At 49.4% G+C, this 17,919-nt stretch carries 19 protein-coding genes; 9 read left to right on the top strand and 10 right to left on the bottom strand.

Annotated features, from left to right (window positions below):
• The 3 genes from ABDW13_RS17770 to ABDW13_RS17780 all read left to right on the top strand — a co-directional run.
• A partial coding sequence (locus tag ABDW13_RS17770) for an ABC transporter permease subunit (RefSeq protein ID WP_343553890.1) occupies window positions 1–337 on the top strand: 337 nt, incomplete at its 5' end.
• Window positions 337–1,956 carry an ABC transporter ATP-binding protein gene (locus ABDW13_RS17775; RefSeq protein ID WP_343553891.1) on the top strand — a complete coding sequence of 540 codons (1,620 nt, stop codon included), beginning with the start codon at window positions 337–339 and terminating at the stop codon, window positions 1,954–1,956. The genes ABDW13_RS17770 and ABDW13_RS17775, both read left to right, overlap by 1 nt.
• Before the next feature lie 19 nt (window positions 1,957–1,975).
• Window positions 1,976–3,355 (top strand): NtaA/DmoA family FMN-dependent monooxygenase, encoded by a 1,380-nt coding sequence (locus ABDW13_RS17780; RefSeq protein ID WP_343553892.1) that lies wholly within the window; start codon window positions 1,976–1,978, stop codon window positions 3,353–3,355.
• Window positions 3,356–3,417: 62 nt separating this feature from the next.
• Here ABDW13_RS17780 and ABDW13_RS17785 read toward each other — a convergent pair whose 3' ends face one another.
• From ABDW13_RS17785 to ABDW13_RS17830, 10 genes are all read right to left on the bottom strand, one after another.
• The gene (locus ABDW13_RS17785) at window positions 3,418–4,140 is read right to left on the bottom strand and encodes an amino acid ABC transporter ATP-binding protein (protein WP_343553929.1); all 723 of its coding nucleotides are present in this window, start codon (window positions 4,138–4,140) and stop codon (window positions 3,418–3,420) included.
• The gene (locus tag ABDW13_RS17790) at window positions 4,127–4,891 is read right to left on the bottom strand and encodes an amino acid ABC transporter permease (RefSeq protein WP_343553893.1); all 765 of its coding nucleotides are present in this window, start codon (window positions 4,889–4,891) and stop codon (window positions 4,127–4,129) included. The genes ABDW13_RS17785 and ABDW13_RS17790 overlap by 14 nt, the downstream gene beginning before the upstream one ends.
• A gap of 36 nt (window positions 4,892–4,927) precedes the next feature.
• Window positions 4,928–5,689: a basic amino acid ABC transporter substrate-binding protein gene (locus ABDW13_RS17795; RefSeq protein WP_343553894.1), complete on the bottom strand. Its 762-nt coding sequence runs from the start codon at window positions 5,687–5,689 to the stop codon at window positions 4,928–4,930.
• Window positions 5,690–5,888: 199 nt separating this feature from the next.
• A complete protein-coding gene (locus tag ABDW13_RS17800) occupies window positions 5,889–6,668 on the bottom strand; it encodes a hypothetical protein (RefSeq protein WP_343553895.1) in 780 nt (259 codons plus the stop codon).
• Between the two features lie 10 nt (window positions 6,669–6,678).
• Window positions 6,679–7,203 carry a fimbrial protein gene (locus ABDW13_RS17805; protein WP_343553896.1) on the bottom strand — a complete coding sequence of 175 codons (525 nt, stop codon included), beginning with the start codon at window positions 7,201–7,203 and terminating at the stop codon, window positions 6,679–6,681.
• Entirely contained in the window at window positions 7,204–7,701 is a 498-nt protein-coding gene (locus ABDW13_RS17810) for a fimbrial protein (RefSeq protein WP_343553897.1), read from the bottom strand. It abuts the gene before it with no gap.
• On the bottom strand, window positions 7,698–8,186 hold the full coding sequence (locus ABDW13_RS17815) for a fimbrial protein (protein WP_343553898.1): 489 nt from the start codon (window positions 8,184–8,186) through the stop codon (window positions 7,698–7,700). The genes ABDW13_RS17810 and ABDW13_RS17815 overlap by 4 nt, the downstream gene beginning before the upstream one ends.
• A gap of 53 nt (window positions 8,187–8,239) precedes the next feature.
• The gene (locus tag ABDW13_RS17820; protein WP_343553899.1) at window positions 8,240–8,977 is read right to left on the bottom strand and encodes a fimbria/pilus periplasmic chaperone; all 738 of its coding nucleotides are present in this window, start codon (window positions 8,975–8,977) and stop codon (window positions 8,240–8,242) included.
• A gap of 43 nt (window positions 8,978–9,020) precedes the next feature.
• Window positions 9,021–11,540, bottom strand: a complete 2,520-nt coding sequence (locus ABDW13_RS17825) for an outer membrane usher protein (protein ID WP_343553900.1) — start codon at window positions 11,538–11,540, stop codon at window positions 9,021–9,023.
• Between the two features lie 305 nt (window positions 11,541–11,845).
• The gene (locus ABDW13_RS17830) at window positions 11,846–12,376 is read right to left on the bottom strand and encodes a type 1 fimbrial protein (RefSeq protein WP_343553901.1); all 531 of its coding nucleotides are present in this window, start codon (window positions 12,374–12,376) and stop codon (window positions 11,846–11,848) included.
• 208 nt (window positions 12,377–12,584) lie between these two features.
• On the opposite strand from ABDW13_RS17830, the gene ABDW13_RS17835 reads away from it, so the two are divergent.
• The 6 genes from ABDW13_RS17835 (at window position 12,585) to ABDW13_RS17860 (ending at window position 17,896) form a co-directional block, all read left to right on the top strand.
• Window positions 12,585–13,208 (top strand): response regulator, encoded by a 624-nt coding sequence (locus tag ABDW13_RS17835; RefSeq protein ID WP_343553902.1) that lies wholly within the window; start codon window positions 12,585–12,587, stop codon window positions 13,206–13,208.
• A 145-nt stretch (window positions 13,209–13,353) separates the two neighbouring features.
• Complete coding sequence (locus tag ABDW13_RS17840) at window positions 13,354–14,205, top strand: aldo/keto reductase (RefSeq protein ID WP_343553903.1); 852 nt, start codon at window positions 13,354–13,356, stop codon at window positions 14,203–14,205.
• Between the two features lie 31 nt (window positions 14,206–14,236).
• On the top strand, window positions 14,237–15,226 hold the full coding sequence (locus ABDW13_RS17845) for an aldo/keto reductase (RefSeq protein WP_343553904.1): 990 nt from the start codon (window positions 14,237–14,239) through the stop codon (window positions 15,224–15,226).
• 468 nt (window positions 15,227–15,694) lie between these two features.
• Window positions 15,695–16,159 carry a PTS sugar transporter subunit IIA gene (locus ABDW13_RS17850; protein WP_343553905.1) on the top strand — a complete coding sequence of 155 codons (465 nt, stop codon included), beginning with the start codon at window positions 15,695–15,697 and terminating at the stop codon, window positions 16,157–16,159.
• Between the two features lie 49 nt (window positions 16,160–16,208).
• On the top strand, window positions 16,209–16,490 hold the full coding sequence (locus tag ABDW13_RS17855; RefSeq protein ID WP_343553906.1) for a PTS sugar transporter subunit IIB: 282 nt from the start codon (window positions 16,209–16,211) through the stop codon (window positions 16,488–16,490).
• A gap of 14 nt (window positions 16,491–16,504) precedes the next feature.
• Window positions 16,505–17,896, top strand: coding sequence for a PTS galactitol transporter subunit IIC (locus tag ABDW13_RS17860; protein ID WP_343553907.1), 1,392 nt, complete (start codon window positions 16,505–16,507; stop codon window positions 17,894–17,896).
• The last annotated feature ends 23 nt before the right edge of the window (window positions 17,897–17,919 follow it).

Consider the following 17,919-nt stretch of genomic DNA (forward strand, 5'->3'; position numbering starts at 1 on the left):
GCAATCCGGGTATGTCGAAGCGGCGCGCGCGCTCGGTCATCCATGGCATCGACTGTTTACCCAGCACATCGCACCTAACGTATTCCGGCCGCTGTTCTCGTTGGTAGCACTCGGCATTGGCCAATCGGTGGTGTGGGCATCCGGCTTATCGTTTCTCGGATTGGGCGTGGTGCCGCCGTCACCGGAATGGGGCGCGCTGCTGGAAGCGGGAAAAATAAACGTCACCGTCGCCTGGTGGCTGGAAGTATTGCCGGGCATTGCGATTGTGCTGGTGGCGCTGTCATTTACACAAATCGGCCGCTACATCCAGCAGCGAGCCGAAGGGGAGAAGCGCTGATGAGCAAACACATAATTGAAGTGCGCGACCTGAACATTTGGGCCAGCGGTGATAATTCAGCGCCGCGCCATATTGTGAAAAACGTCAGCTTTACCCTGCAACGCGGCAGATGTTTGGCGCTGGTCGGCGAATCAGGATCGGGCAAAAGCGTGACCGCCCGCGCGCTGGTGGGGTTAGCGGGTGACGGTTTGCAGGTGCAGGCCAACACTTTGCGCCTGCACGACGAATCGCTGCTTCAGCGCAGCGACAACTGGTGGCGTAAGGTGCGCGGCCGCAAGGTCGGCTTTATTTTGCAAGATGCATTGGTCTCACTCGATCCGCTGCGCCCGGTGGGCAAAGAGATCGCCGAAGCGCTGGCGCTGCACGGTTGGGGCAATGCCGCCAGCCGCCAGCAAAAAGTGCACGCGCTGCTGGAAGAAGTCGGCGTGCCGCAGGCGGAATACCGGGCTAAACAGCGGCCAGGCGAATTGTCGGGCGGCTTGCGCCAGCGCGCGCTGATCGCCTCAGCGATTGCTTTGCATCCCGATGTGCTGATCGCCGATGAACCGACCACCGCGCTGGATGTGACGGTACAAGCGCAGGTGCTGGAGGTCTTGCGGCAGATGCTAGATCGCGGCACCAGCGTGATTCTCATCAGCCATGATTTAGCCGTGGTGGCAAAAATTGCCGATCACATTCTGGTAATGCAGGGCGGCGCGATCGTCGAAGCTGGTGCGGCACAGCAGGTGCTACAGCAGCCACAGCATCCCTATACTCAGGGATTAATCAACGCCATTCCCAGCGAACACACTAAAGGGCAGCGACTTTCCGCCGCCGCGCCGAACGCGCCCACGCAGACGACGAAATCAACGGAAGTGCTACTGGAAGCACGCCATATCGTGAAGCGCTTCCGTGGACATCACGCGGTGGCGGATGTGTCGTTCTCACTCAAACGCGGCGAAACCTTGGGCATTGTCGGCGAATCAGGATCGGGTAAAACCACGTTATCGCGCATTGCACTGGCGCTCGAAGCGCCGGACAGCGGCGAGGTGTTGTTTGCTGGTCAGCCGTGGAGCCACGCGTCGGTTACCGCACAGCGTGCCATTCGCCGCCAGATTGCGGTGGTGTATCAGGATCCGCTTTCGTCTTTTGATCCGCGCTGGCGCGTGGGCGACATTTTGCTGGATGCGATTGCGTTGGATCGGCATCCCGCGACACAAACGCCGCACGAAAGAGCGATCAGCCTGCTGCACGCGGTGGGTTTGGGCGCTGAACATCTGACTCAGTGGCCGGCGCGCATGTCGGGCGGTCAACGGCAGCGCGTGGCGATTGCCCGCGCCATCGCCACGCATCCGCAAGTAATCGTGCTGGATGAAGCAGTCTCGGCGCTGGATGTCACCATTCAGGCGCAAATCCTCGATCTACTCAGCGACTTACAGGCGCAGCTCGGCGTCAGCTATCTGTTTATTTCACACGATCTCGGCGTTATCCATCATATGAGCGACCGAGTGCTGGTGATGCAAAATGGCGAGGCAGTTGAGCAGGGCGCCGCCGACGAGGTGTTCTACCGCCCACGCCATCCTTACACCCAAAAATTACTTGCCTCGCTGCCGCGTTTGGCTGCGCTGGAAACCGTCTAACGTTGTTACTGGAGCGAATATGTCACGTGAATTGATTTATAACGGATTTTTGCATCTCACGCCGAACCATCACAGCCACGGTTACTGGCGCACACCGGAAGGGCAAGTGCAATACGGCTACAACCAGCTTGATGCTTATGTGAAGACGGTGAAAACGCTGGAGAAAGGCCTGTTCGATACCTTGTTTATCGCCGATGTGGTCGGCGTTTATGACATCGAATACGGCGACGGCAAAACCACCATCCAGGCGGGTACGCAGTTTCCTGAACCGGATCCGATCACCCTCTTGTCGGCGCTGGGATTGGTGACCGAACATTTGGGTTTAGTGATGACCAGCAACGTGATTCAGGCGCATCCGTTCTCGTTTGCGCGGCAGATTTCGTCGCTGGATGAGTTCACGGGCGGCCGCATTGGCTGGAATATTGTGACTTCGTATCTCTCCAATGGATTCCGCAACTACGGCTATCAGGACATTGTGCCGCACGATGAACGCTACGAATGGGCGCAAGAGTATCTGGATGTGGCGTATAAATTGTGGGAACTGTCGTGGGAAGAGGGCGCGGTGCTGCATGATCCTGCTACCAATCGCTTTTTCGATGCCGATAAGATCCACAAGATTAATCACGTTGGTAAGCGTTATCGGGTGGAAGGACCGCACATTGTTGAGCCGTCGCCGCAGCGCAGCCCGGTATTTTTCCAGGCCGGAAACTCAGATGCTGGACGGCGCTTTGCCGCGCGCAACGCGGAAGTCACTTTCCTGCCGTCACAAACGCCGGACACCGCGCGCAAAGACATCGCGATCCTCAATCAGGACGTGGTGGACTTTGGTCGCCAGCCGGAAGATTTGAAAAAGCTGGTGATGCTCTCGACGGTAATCGGTTCTACCGAAGAAGAGGCCAGGCGCAAACAACAACATCTGTTCGACAACATTGATATCAACGCGCTGCAAGGATTCTACAGCGGTGGATCGGGTATAGATCTGGCGAATATTGATCCCGATACGCCACTGACGGAGTTAAGCCGTCGCGAAGCGTTCAGCCCGCATATGCGTTCAAAATTCCGCATTGCCGTGGATGCCGATTATGGTCAAGGCCGGGTGCTGACGTGGCGCGAATACTTAATCCAGCATGCGCTGCTGCCAGGCCGCTTCGCCGGTACGCCAGAGCAAATTGCTGACAAAGTGCAACAGTTTGCCGATGCCGGTGTCGATGGTTTCAACGTCGTGCCGGTTACCACGCTGGGCTGGTGGGATGAATGGGTGGAACACGTGGTGCCGGTGCTGCAAAAACGCGGTCTGGCGCAAACGGCCTATAAAGATGGCACCCTGCGCGAGAAGATTTTTGGTAAACAAAGCCAACTGCCCGCCTCGCATCCGCAACGGAAATTGTCGTTGGGGTAAGTTGCGTGTTGAATCGGTCGCCATGAATGGCGACCTTGCAAGCATGACAGCGTTGTCGAGCTTTACAGCACCTTACTGAGAAACGCCTGCGTGCGGGGATTGTTTGGCTGACTGAAAATCACCTCTGGCGTGTCGATTTCCTGAATAATGCCTTGATCCATAAACAACACGCGGTCGGCCACTTCGCGGGCGAAGCCCATTTCGTGGGTGACGATCACCATGGTCATACCTTCCTGCGCCAGCATTTTCATCACGCTGAGCACTTCACCAACCAATTCCGGATCGAGCGCGGAAGTCGGTTCATCAAACAGCATAATGCTCGGTTCCATCGCCAGCGCGCGGGCAATCGCCACACGCTGCTGTTGGCCGCCCGACAAGCTGTTCGGCCACGCATCAATCTTGTCTTCCAGACCGACTTTCGCCAGCAGCACTTTGGCTTGCTCAATGGCTTGTTGGCGCGACAGCTTGCGCACATCCATCGGTGCCATGATCAGGTTTTCCAGCACCGTCATGTGCGGGAACAGGTTGAAGCGCTGGAACACCATGCCAACATGTTCACGCAGCGTGTTGATGTTGGTTTTCGGGTTTTGCACCTCAAAACCGTTCACCACCACGCGACCGCCTTCGATGCTCTCTAGCCCGTTCAGGCAACGCAGAAAGGTGCTTTTACCTGAACCGGAAGGGCCGATAACACACAACACTTCCTGCGCCGGAATGTCACAGCTGATGCCATTCAGTACCGAGGTTGCACCAAAGTTTTTCTGTAAATTTTCAACGTGAATCACTTTTGCCAAACCTCTTTTCCATGTAACGAACCAGCAGCGACAGCACGAAGGTGAACACCCAATACACCAGCGAAATCACCAGATACGGTTCCCAATAAGTGGCATAAGCGCCAGAAACCGTGCGTGCGGCGTAGGCTAAATCGGCGAGGCCAATCGCCGAAGCCAGCGAGGAATCTTTCACAATCGCGATGGCATTATTACCCAACGGCGGCAGCATGCGACGAAACGCCTGCGGCAGAATCACCCGGCGCATGGTGCGGCCATACGGCATGCCGAGTGAACGCGAGGCTTCCATTTGCCCACGATCAATCGATTGAATGCCCGCGCGGAAAATCTCTGAAACGTACGCACCGGCATTCAGGGTGATCGCCACTACGCAGGAGAGAAATGCGCCGTAATCGGCACGCAGAGAGCGGGCAAAATCCGCTGACATAATGCCGTTGGCCACCAATACGCCATCGCGTGGATTGATAAACAGCGGAATCAATGCGAAGTGCACCACCATAATCTGCACAAACAGCGGCGTGCCGCGAAAGGCGCTGATGTAAATACGCACCGGCCATTGCACACCATAATGCAGAATATATTTCCACGGTCCGTGTGGCGCTTGCGCCAGGCGACCTAAGCCCAAGGTTAAGCCCCACAAGGTGCCGGTGATGACACAAATCAGGGTGCATTTTAGGGTCATCATCGCGCCGTCGATAAATAACGGCATATATTCCTGGATGATTTCCCAACGAAATCCTGTCATAAAAAACGTCCTTTCAAGCGTGACGGCAAGCGGAACTTACTGCGCGGGAAGCGTCGGTACGTTGTTATCAAACCAGTTGGCGTAGATTTTGGCGTAAGTACCGTCAGCAACGATTTTTTGCAGACCGGCGTTGATCTTATTGCGCAGTTCGTCGTTGCCTTTTGCTACGGCAATGCCGAAATACTGGCGCTGGAATTTGTTATCCGAGATCAGTTTGAACTGCTTTTCTGGGTGAGTTTTGATGTAATACTTCACCACGCCCACGTCGCCAACTGCCGCGCCGATGCCATCTTCATACAGTTCCTGCAACATCAATGGCGTGTTATCGAAGCGCTTGATCGCGGTGCTGTTTTTGCCCAACACATCTGAAACCACGATATCGCCGGTGCTGGAGTTCACCACGCCAACGTTGATGGATTTCAGCGATTCCAGTGACGAAACTTGCGTATTTTCTGGTACGACGATGGCTTGTTCAGCCGGGAAGTAAGGTGCAGAAAAATCCACCATCTGCTTGCGCTTATCGGTGATGGTAATGCCGGAAATGATGATGTCACGGTCGCCTGAGTTCAGCGTGGCGAAAATGCCTTCCCACGGCGTATTCACCAGTTTGATGTCAAAATTCTCCGCTTTCGCCACCGCTTTAATAATATCAATATCAAAGCCTTCGAGCTGTTTCTGGGCATTTTCAAATTCAAACGGGCGATAGGTACCGCCAGAGCCGACGGTGTAAGTAGTGGCTTGGGCTGCGGTTGCCGACAGCGCCAACAGAGCGCCGAAAAGTGCAAAACGTTTCAACATGGTGTTTCTCCTGGGAATGCTCTTGATATTTTTATGCAAATTAGGTGCATAAAAATACACTTAGAAACACATCGTGACAAGCTAAAGGATTTGACTTTAGATCCATCCGCACGTTTATTAAGCGCAGCACTGCGAGGGCCAATGAGTGTTAGCTCAACTTAGGTAGGCAATGGCCGCTGTACAGCCATCAAAAAAGGGACTAAATCGGTTCAATAATTAACACCGCGGAGCCTGAATAGTTTCCACCTTGGTTAATGCCCTCCAACTTGCTGGTTATCGTCAATGAGGATAAGCCAATAGGCAACGCATGTTGTTTACCCGGCAGTTTATTGTTGATTAAGAGATTCGCTTTTGCGTAATTATTATTGAGCTGCACATAAGTAAGTTTGCTTTCAAGACTTAATTTAACGTTGTTTTGTTGTGAGCAATTGATATTGACCGTTGCCGTTGCCGTGGAATTGGTGACATCTTTGAGTGCGATAGTGCCATGATTAAGGTTGATTTCTGGCGTGACAATAAAACAATACAGATTGGTCGGTGGAGAACGCATGCAGCCGGTGGGTAATATCGCGCTGGCATACGCGGTGTTCCCTTGTGGGATACCGCCGAAAGCGACACAGTTCCCATTTGCTCCGCCGGATGCAGAGTGATAGGTGGTCGTAGGGCCTTTATTATATGCCCGCATCGCCGCAGCACTGATAGTTTCACCCGGTTTAACTTTGGTCGCGCATATCGTATTCACGCAAGTTTCACTTTGGATAACAGAAAAAGTGTTAGCAACGCCCACTGCGCTGCCGAACCAATAACCGGCAGGGGCTTTAGCATCGGCTTCAGGAATATCAACGATTGCCCAGTTAACTCTATATTGTGGGATTTTATCGCTGGTGCGGTAAATAGTTAATGGTACAGGGAAAGGCCCGGCAATCGCTGCCGATAACCACAGCATTAGGCTGAGCAATAATAATCTACGGACTTTCATGTCTGTTCCTTTATTGGTAGCTGAGACTAAATGTTGCCGTGGCACTGTAAGGTCCTGGCGTGATGCTACGCTGAGTGATTGCCGATGGCTCACCTTGCAGGAAAGCGCGTAACAGAATCACAGTTTTGCCATTTTCGAGTGAAACAGGAGGCGATGCTTTATTTAACAGCACAGCTTGTCCTGACAATGTTTCAATGCCAATGGCGATACCTTTCGCATTACTTGCGGGGTTCATGGCTAGAAAACCTGGCAATTCACTACTTTCATTGCCACTAAACGTGATGGTCACTGATTTAGCCATATCCAGAGCACAATGGGCAAGCGTAAGAGTTAATGGCTTGGTCAAAGTTCGTTGGTTGAAATAAAGTTCTTTATCAACAATATTGCCCAAATCGACATCTTTGGCTTCATCCCCGGCTTCAATTACACAGGGTTCAGCTACCAACGCGCCGCTGAAATGGATATCAGTAGCGGCTAAAACTGATAAGGGAAAAACGAGAGTAAATAGTAAGCTGAGAAATATCATCTTCTGCATTTAATTGTACTCCGCAATAATTGAAGCAATAGCCTCAAAGCTGCCTTCACTTAATCTAATGCCCGGATTAGCAACGGGAACGGCTTCAAAAATCGGCGGTTTAGTCGGATCTATAATTATAGAATTTCCAATGTTGACACGTTGATTATCAAGTAATAGGCGAATGCCCAATCCTGGTTTACTGGTCTGAATCGCCGAAAAATCACTGCTCATAATATTGCCGGTTATAGTGAGTTTTAGCCTGGAAGGAGGCATATCCACTGAGCACTGAATCTGGTATGCGATTTTTTGCCGATAATGAATGCCGTCAATTTTCCCTACGCCTAACTCGTCACCGAAAATCACATTGATTTGGGTGTCATTATTAATTTTACAGGCGGGGGGATCGATGATGATACCGCGAAACAGCAGGTTTGGTGTGGCCTCAGAGACATTGCACCAAAGTGAACCTAGATTGAAAAGCCCGAAAGCCAGGATAAAAAACAGGCTACTCCTCATTCGAAAAATATCTTAACAGTAGCAAAGGCGGTAAAAGGGCCCGGCTCAACTTTTGCAGAGCCAATCGATTCTGGGCGTGCAGAAATGATAAAAAGGCTTCTTGGTCCACTGTAGTATTTTTTTTCATTTAAAGGTAACCATTCAGAACCAGTAAAGAAAACTATACTCAAGTTTTCTTTACTGGTTTTCAAAACTTTAATGCTGGGTTCCCATTGTTCACCTTCAAGGAAAAGATACCAATTATTAGGCGCATCATTTGTGCATTTAACTTCAATGAAAATTGTTTTTTTAGGGCCGGAACCAGTACTCAAATTGGTCGATAGAACGTCATCACCAAAGTCAATTTCAATAGCATTGCCATCATTGATAATGCACGATGGTCCCAATACGTTGACATTAACATTGATTTTAGATGCGTTGGCATAAACAGAGATTAAGCATAGCAATATTAACGCAGTGTTTTTAAGTAATGAAAGTCCACACATTTTCTGACCTGTTATTAATAACGACCAAGAATTGCCAGTTAATCGAATTATTATTATTCGATGGGTTTGGCCTTACACTCGTTTGCTAAACACGTGAATTGGAGTTTAGGTCTGGCACCATAATCATTAACATAATTAATGACCGGTGAAGAACCTAACTCCGTTACGCTTGACGTAAGAAGTTGCGCGCTCTTTGGTGCCATCATCACGGGTTTAAAATTTTCAATAGCCTTGCCTTTGACCGTTTTTCGACCTTCAACTAACGTAATATAATAATTAGTTGGGTTATATATGCGATATTTGTCACCTTCACGCTTTAAAGTGAGTTGTTCCTGCCATGGCGCTGCGTCTTTATCTGCAATGATGGCGGCAGGGCGATAAAAAAGCTTAATGCGCGTTTGTAAAGCAATCTGTAATGTATTGGGTTTAGACGATTTAGGGGGGATTTCGCGCAAATTAAAGAAGAACAAACTTTCCCTGTCTTGTGGCAATGTTGCAACGCTGGGTAATCCCTGAATTTTAATTTGGCTGGATGCGCCGGGTTCTACACGCTGTACCGGAGGCAATACCACCAGCGGCGCAGTGATTTTTTTTCCCTCTGCATCCTCAAGCCATCCTTGGGCCAGATAGGGTAATTTTTTATTTTCATTACTGATACGCAAGCTTAGTGATTTTTGCGTGCTATCAAAAACAATACGTGTGCGATCTAATGAAATAGCCGCCTGAGCAGATTGACTACCGACTGCACCGATGATCAGTGAAGTTAGCAATGAATTAATCTTACAAAACATGTTGGTCCCCGTTCATAATAAGTTGCAATATAAAGGTTGCGGGTTAAATATCACTTTCTCTTCGACAAGGAAGAAATAGATTTGCAGTCATATCTACAGAGGTTAAAGTGGCAGGCAGTTCGATAACGCACTGCGATTTTTCCGACCAATTTACCGTCATACTTTCGCCTGGGTTAATACCCGTGAGATAAACATTACCGCTATCGCTGACAATACCCACTTCTTGTTTTTTCCGGTTACGCACCGTGGCACCAAACGGTGGATATGAACCATCAGCTAAGCGTAAAATAGCCATCGCTTTCTCTCCGGCAATGACATCAAATTTACGATAACCAATGGCACCCTCGGTCAGTGTTGCCTCAACGACGGAACGCACGGCGTCGACATTATCGGGCAGATTATTAACATCGAGACTGGCACTATTACGGTAATAGCTGTTTACTGAGGTGACGACTAATTTGCCAAAACGATTACTGTGCACCGGTAATCCACCGCTGCTGACGGGAATATCCGCTACAGCATCGGTATCAATCATCAGCCGCGTTCCACCCATATTCGTGCTGCCATGTAACGCGGCACCCTGAGTCGTCGCCGTTGCGCCGCCGCGAATATTAAATCCTGCTTGCGTATTTTTACCTGATTGAGTATTCACGTTTGCATTTAGGTACGCTAATTCACCATCGTGAGTAATACTGCCATTGGCTGTCGAGCCATCTCGATTAATACCGGTTCCCAGCTGATAACTATCACGTTGGTTTATGCGACCATAATAGCTAACACGTTGATTACTGCCGCCACGACTTTCTGCGGCGCTATAACTCAAGGTAGAGTTGTTACCAATAGGCACCGAAAGTGACAGGAAAACACCCTCATCTTTGTTGCCGGGATTAATGGTACGATAAGCAGAAAAAGATAAACTTAGATTTCGTAATCTTCCTAGATCAAAGTACTTTGATAAAGTAGCGCTATAACGATCATTGTCAGGAAGATTCCAGTAAGTTTGATGATTATAATTAACATACGCACTAAGTCGCCAATCACGAAACTGTTTATTAAAGGTGATGGTATAAAGTTCTTTGCTATTTGTTTGGTGCGCTCCACCTTTGCGCGCGTCCAGATATTCATTCATGCTGAGAAAGTTTCGTTCTGAAAAACGATAGCCAGCAAATGTAATTTGACTGTCATACTGTTCAAAGTTTTTAGAATAGCTGAGACGATATGAGCGCCCCGTAAGCGTCTCGTTCAGGTTGCTTAATACCGCGCGTGATTGCGTAATATCAAATGACATCGCTCCCAGCCAATAGAGATCTCGACCTAAACCCAGTGCGAAAGCGCTATAATTCCCTGTGCCGATGCCTCCGCCGAACAGTGACCAACCGTTGCTGACTCCCCAGGATAATTCACCACTAACAAAGCCCGGCCCTTTTAATTGATGGCGCGTCGTGGATAATTTTCCGGTGAAAAATTTATATCGTATCCGACCTGGCCGGGTGAGATAGGGGATATTGGATGTTTCAATGCTGAATGTTTGTGCTTCACCATCCTGTTCCTCGACCCGCACATCCAATTTGCCCGATACCGAGTTTTCAATGTCCTGAATACGGAAAGGACCCGCGGCAACCTGAATTTCTTTTAGAATGCGTCCCTGCTGGCTAATAATCACCAACGCATTGGTTCGGGCGATACCTGTGACTTCAGGCGCATAACCCCGTAAATTAGGCGGCAATTGGCTGTCATCGGAGGCAAGACTTGCACCAGCATAACTAAAACTGTCAAACAACTCTGAACTTAAATAATCCTCGCCTACTGATACTTTCGCTTCCCAGCCAGGGATAGCGCGATAAGCATAATAGCGACTCCAGTCGAAGCGCTGCGCCAGGGTTTTAGATTTATTATTATTGATTCTTTTCGGCTGAGATTGCCAATCAGCGCGTAAACGCCATGCACCCAAGTTAGCACCGGTTGTGCCGTTTGCATTAAGTACTAAACGCTGGCCTTTTTTCTGACTTTGTGTTTGACCATTCAGATTATAGTCAAATAAAACACCCGGCAGACCATTATCCCATTGTGCTGGCGCATCCCAGTTTTCGTTGAAATATTGTAAGTATGCCTGAGGAACACTGATATATAACGTCGATGTGCTCAGGTCTGGACGCAGCTCCAATCCTTTGAGACTTTCCGCATCAAGACATTTTTCTTCCTGATTCCAGACGATTTTATCAAATACCCTTTTTCTCAATCCAAACTGTTCAACCAACTCAGGCGTTATACAAACCTTGTTTTTATTATCTGTCTCGACAGCCTGGATCACGATAGTTTGTTCCGGTAGCACGCGTTTATTCACCATTACAACCATTTCGTATTCACCGGGCAAAATGAAGCCACTCTTAGAAAAACGCGAGAGGTCAATATTTTTACGATCGTTGATATCAAGAATGTCAGTATTAAATTCAATCTCTTCAGCAACGCCCTGATATGAAAAACCCAGCAAGCAACTGGCTATCACCACACTAAGAATTTTCGGTTGTAATGTTAGGGAAATGTTGAAATAAACCACTTTCATGTTCTTGACCTTGGTTTTCCCTAAAATACGTAAGTGCTTTACAAATCAACAAAACTTTTAAAAGTTGAGAACAAATAGCCAGCGATGAGTTATGGCGACACCAAAATCGTGAAATTAAATCATTCGTAGGATTTTTCTCATCTTTGGTGTTGGAGAAGAAGGGAAAAGGCTGGAAAATTAAAAGACTCTTTTAGATTTACTTTTTACGTTAAGGTGCCGCTTTTAGTGGCCGAGATGACAGTTTGAACATGATGGACCTGAGGTTTTAGAGTGGAGCATGCAACTCGGCGCATGCCCCGGCGCTATTACAGGTAGTTCAGACCGAAGTTGACCACCGCCTGAAAGTCACCTGGGACAATCGGCAGGTCTTTATCGTCGGCATCGACATCGCCTTGCAGATAGGCGGCGAAACTCAGAGCGTTATTACCATCTTGCAACGCTTGTGCAATTGAAGGGCTACCCAGTTTAATCTCGTTGTAAGCACCATCAACAATCGCAATGCTTGCGCCTTTAGCCGTTCCAGCAATACCTACGCGATTGGAACCGCCCGCCGGGCCTGTGAACGTTGTGGTAACGGTCTTTTTGGTTGATAGCGCACAGTTTTCCAGTTCGATCGTAAACTTGCGTGGTTCAGATTTGCCACTTTTCGCCAGAGCCACGTTTGAGATTTGGCCAAGATCGATGGTTTGCTCGCTATTATCATGCGAGATGGAGCAAGGTGCTTCAATGATAGAACCGGTGAAGGTAATGGTGCCGCTACCTTCATTAGCAGCCTGAGCTGTCGGGATGGTTCCTAGAGCAATTAAGCTTGCGGTAACGAGGGTTTTCAATTTCATGATTATTCCTTTAATACATTGTATTTAATTGATTAAGCGGTTTTTTTGCATTAAAACCTGATGTTTGAAAGTTGAATTGAGTTTACAAGTGGGAATTTTCTTACTCAATCGGAACGGATTGTCAGTTGATGTAGGTGACTACCTACATTTCTTATGAAATAAGGTTGGATGAGAATGCATTCATCCGTTTGAATATTGAGAGAGGACAATGGCGTTAATACCAACCATTATTATCGATGACCATGCTTTGATTCGCTTAGCCGTTCGAACATTATTAGAAAAAGAGCAATTTACCATCGTGGCTGAATCAGATGATGGAATTGAAGCGCAGCATCTGGTTGACTTATACCAGCCTGATGTTGTGATCATCGATATTGATATTGCACGGCTGGATGGTCTTGAAGTTATCAAACGGCTTAGACGCTGCCATTATTCGGGCGTCATTATTGTGCTTTCGGCAAAAAATCCTGATTTTTACGCACCATTGAGCGCGTCGGCCGGGGCAAATGGTTTTGTTAGTAAAGACGATACTTTGAGCGAAGTGATCACGGCTATCCATGCCGGCATAAAGGGTTACAGCTATTTTCCTCTGGTGCAAAGAAAAATAATTGATGGCGCGGATTTAACGGACCAGCAAAAGATTGAAACGTTATCCTCTCAAGAGTTTAAAGTTTTCCAACTCCTTCTTAATGGCCTGCAAAATGCTGAGGTAGCATTAAAAATGAATCTCAGCGCCAAAACAGTGGCGACCTATAAATGCCGACTAATGGAAAAATTAAATTTTAAAACCATAAAGCAATTATATGAGTTCGGTCAGAGAAATTGTTTATGAGACAATACGTTGCCTCATCGAAAACTTACTCCTTGGGCATAGTCTGACTGATGAACAAGGCTAATAAACCCTAGCTGATTACCCTATCTAATCAAATCAATCCTGCGGCGTTATCCTTCTTTGCAAACTCAAAAAGGATAACGCCATGCACACCACCAAACTGAATAACGGCCTTGAAATGCCCTTGCTGGGCTTTGGCGTGTTTCAAATGACCGATGCCGCCGAGTGCGAACGCGCGGTCATCGATGCCATCGAAACCGGCTATCGCCTGATTGATACCGCCGCTTCCTACCAAAATGAAACCCAGGTTGGCAACGCGCTACGTAATAGCGGTGTGGCGCGCGAAGCGCTGTTTGTTACCACTAAACTGTGGTTACAGGGCAGCAGTTATGAAGGCGCGAAAGCGCAGTTTGAACGTTCACTGAATCGCTTGCAGCTGGATTATGTCGATCTCTATTTAATTCACCAACCGTACGGCGATGTGCATGGCGCGTGGCGTGCGATGGAAGAGTTGCATCAGGCGGGCAAGATCAAAGCGATTGGTGTCAGCAACTTCCAATCCGACCGTCTCGCCGATCTTATCGCCTTCAATAACATTGTTCCGGCGGTTAATCAGGTGGAAGTGAACCCGTTTAACCAACAACTGCATGCGGTGCCGTGGATGAAAACGCGCGGCATTCAGGCCGAAGCCTGGGCACCATTTGCTGAAGGTAAAAACGGGTTATTCCAGCATCCCGTGCTAGCGGCGATTGCTGCCACGCATGGTAAGAGCGTTGGGCAAGTGGTGCTGCGCTGGATCTACCAACGCGGCATCGTGTCGCTGGCAAAAACCGTGCGCAAACAGCGCATGGAGGAAAACTTCAATGTGCTGGACTTTGAACTGAGCCACGACGATATGCAGCAAATCACCGCACTGGATACCGCCACTAGCGCGTTCTTCTCGCATCGTGATCCGGCGATGGTGGAGTGGCTGACCCAGCGCAAACTCGACGTGTAATCCCACAACATCCATTCAGAGGAACTGAACCATGCAAAAACGCTATCTTGGCAACAGCCAACTCGAAGTCTCCGCGCTTGGCCTCGGCTGTATGGGATTGAGTTACGGCTACGGCCCGGCGACCAATACTAAACAGGCGATTGACCTGATCCGTGCCGCCGTAGAACGTGGCGTGACCTTCTTCGATACCGCCGAAGTGTACGGGCCGTACCTGAATGAAGAGGTGGTTGGCGAAGCGTTGCAGCCGTATCGCGATCGGGTGGTGATTGCCACCAAATTTGGTTTCACCTTTGGTGATGATAATAAGCAGCAGATCCTTAATAGCCGCCCTGAGCATATCCGCGAGGCGGTAGAAGGTTCACTGCGTCGCCTGAAAACCGATGTAATTGACTTGTTGTATCAGCATCGCGTCGATCCCGACGTGCCGATTGAAGATGTGGCTGGCACGGTGAAAGACCTGATTGACGAAGGCAAAGTGAAGCATTTTGGTTTGTCGGAAGCTGGCGCCAATACTATCCGCCGCGCACATGCGGTGCAGCCGGTCACCGCGCTACAAAGTGAATATTCGATGTGGTGGCGCGAGCCAGAGCAGGAAATCTTGCCGCTGCTGCAAGAGTTGGGCATTGGCTTCGTGCCGTTTAGCCCGTTGGGCAAAGGTTTTTTAACCGGCGCGATTAAATCCGGTCATAGCTTTGGCGATGATGATTTCCGCAGCAAAGTGCCGCGTTTCGCCGCTGAAGCCATCGCCGCCAATGAGCAATTGGTCACGCTGGTGGCGCAACTGGCCGCCGATAATGGCGTGACATCAGCGCAAATCGCGCTGGCGTGGCTGCTGTCGCAGCAACCGTGGATTGTGCCGATTCCTGGCACCACCAAACTGCATCGACTGGAAGAGAACCTTGGGGCGGTAAACGTGACTTTATCTGCCGCAGAGTTGCAGAAACTGACCCAGGCGCTGGAAACCATTAAGGTGATCGGCGAGCGTTATCCCGCGGCAATGCAGGCGCGAGTAGGGAAGTAGTCGCTTACTGGCAGAGCGCACGGACCGTAGCGGCGCAATTTATTGCGTTGTGTTGACCTTAAAAATCAACTGAACGCGATAAATCGCGCCGCTACGAAATATACAATTGTTGTACGCAGTCATCACCGCAACCCATCAAGCCCTCAGTTAATTCGCTATGTATCGTTAACAAACGAATACCCCCCTCAAATTAATCTGCTTTTACACCTCTCAATAGATGTCGTGATTATTCATCGCGTATGTTTAATCAATTCATGCTGTTAAATCGTATCCTCAATTTATTCCCGCTAAATAGATATCTTTTTTGTGTGAGCACCAGCACAAAATCTGCGCATGCAGATTGCTCATTAACCGCTTGCAGGAGTACGGTTCACTCAGGTTGAACATAGTTGTACATAGACAACCATGCCTGTTACTGATCGCTAAGGCGTCAGGCTATTCGTTTAATTGGATGCACAGAGGGTCAAGATGTCATTGAACACATCACTGGAAAACGAGCTGATTCACATTCATCTGCCCACGCAGCAACGTGATGAATTGTTTATAAAAATCAGCGATCAGTTGCTGGAAAAAGGCATTGTTGAGTCCAGCTATCCAGAAGCGTTGCGCCTGCGTGAGCAGCATCATCCTACGGCAATGCAACTGGAGACCATGGGCGTGGCGATTCCCCATGTAGATGTTGAACATGTGCGTGAAGAACGTCTGGTGGTGGTGACGTGTCCGGAAGGGATTGTGTTCAATCAGGCTGAAGATCCTGACCTGACCATGAAGGTTAACGTTATTTTCTTCCTGCTGCTCAAGGAAAAAGATGCGCACCTGGAATTTCTTATGAAGCTTATTTCGCTGTTTCAAAAGACCGACCAGATGAACACGCTGTTAAATACCGATTCAAGCGATGAAGTCATAAAAATACTGGCAAAAAATCTCGACTAAACCCGTGCTTAATAATTTTAAATCCCGATTACAAATAACGGAGTCTGATATGAATAAGAAAATTATCTTCGCCTGTACCAGCGGAATTGCAACCTCAGCCGTGGCGACGGAAAAAGTGGTGACCTACTGCAAAGAGCAGGGCATTAACGTTGAGCCGATTCAATCCAATATCGGCACCATCGCCTCTCAGGATGGTATGGCGGATCTGATTATTGTCACCTCGGCGGTAAAAACCACGCTGGAGACGCCAGTGTTGAATGGCCTGCCGCTGCTCACCGGTTTTGGTGAAGATGAACTGCTCGAAAAAATCGTCTCAATCCTGAAAAAATAACCGAGGACAGGCCGATGCTCGAAACACTCTATGGCGGGATTCAATATTTGCTGGGGCTTGGCCCCACGATAATGCTGCCAATCATCATCTTTATTATGGGGCTGTGCCTGGGCGCCGGGTTCAGCAAATCGCTGCGCTCCTCATTGACCATTGGCATGGGGTTCATCGGCATCTTTCTGGTGTTCGGCCTGTTGTTGGATCAACTCGGCCCAGCGGCAAAAGACATGGTGAAGCACACCGGAATTAACTTGCCGGTGGTCGATTTGGGTTGGACGCCGCTGGCGGCCATTGCTTGGGCATCGCAGGTCGCGCCATTTGTGGTGCCGCTGACCATTGGCATTAACGTATTGATGTTGACCATGAAATGGACACGTACCGTCAACATCGATGTGTGGAACTTCTGGCACTTCTCGATGGTGGGCGCGATGGTTTACAACGTCACCGGCAGCTTTATGTTTGGTTTGTTGATTGCTGGCGTCACCTCAATCATCACGCTGTTGCTGGCGGATTGGTGCGCCCCGATGATTCAGAAGTATTTCAATCTGCCGGGCATCTCTTTGCCGACCTTGTCCTCGGCGATCTTCTTCCCGTTCGGTCTGCTGGGTAACCTGATTCTGGATAAGATTCCGGGCATCAATAAGCTCAATGCCGATGCCGACACCATCCAGAAACGCTTTGGCATCTTTGGCGAACCGATGATGTTAGGCGTGTTTCTCGGCGCGGGGATCGGCTTGCTGGCGCGCTATGACTTCAAAGGCGTGCTGACGCTGGCGATGAGTCTTGGTGCCGTGATGCTGATTATGCCGCGCATGGTGAAGTTGCTGATGGAAGGGTTGTTGCCACTCTCTGAGGCGGTGAAAAAGTTCCTGCGCAAGAAATACCCGGATCGCGATGATCTGTATATCGGGCTTGATATTGCGGTGGCGGTCGGTCATCCATCGGTACTTTCAACTGCGCTGCTGCTGATTCCGATGGGTGTGTTGCTGGCGGTGATTTTGCCGGGTAACCGCCTGCTGCCGCTGGGTGATTTGGCGAATATCTGGGTGCCAATCTCGATGGTGGTGCTGGCTTGCCGTGGCAACATTGCGCGTGCCTTTATCCTGGGCATCCCGCTGTTGACGGTCAATCTGTACGTCGCTTCGGCGGCGGCACCGATTCTCACTGCGGTGGCCAAAAGTATTCACTTCCCGATCAACACCGACAGCGAAATCTCCAGCTTGCTGGATGGCGGCAACCCGTTCCGCTTCTGGATGGTGAAGATCTTTGAAGGCAACATTATCGCCCTGGGCTTGATTCCGGTGATTTTCGTGACTTGCTTGCTGCTGTATCGCATGACGACGAAACAGATGCAGCGTGAAGAGTTGGCCGAGCACGCCGAAGCACAACAGGCTGCGATGTCGAAATAAGCCATAACGATATAAAAAGGGAA

It is taken from the genome of Pantoea sp. (genome assembly GCF_039594315.1).
Lineage (GTDB): Bacteria > Pseudomonadota > Gammaproteobacteria > Enterobacterales > Enterobacteriaceae > Pantoea.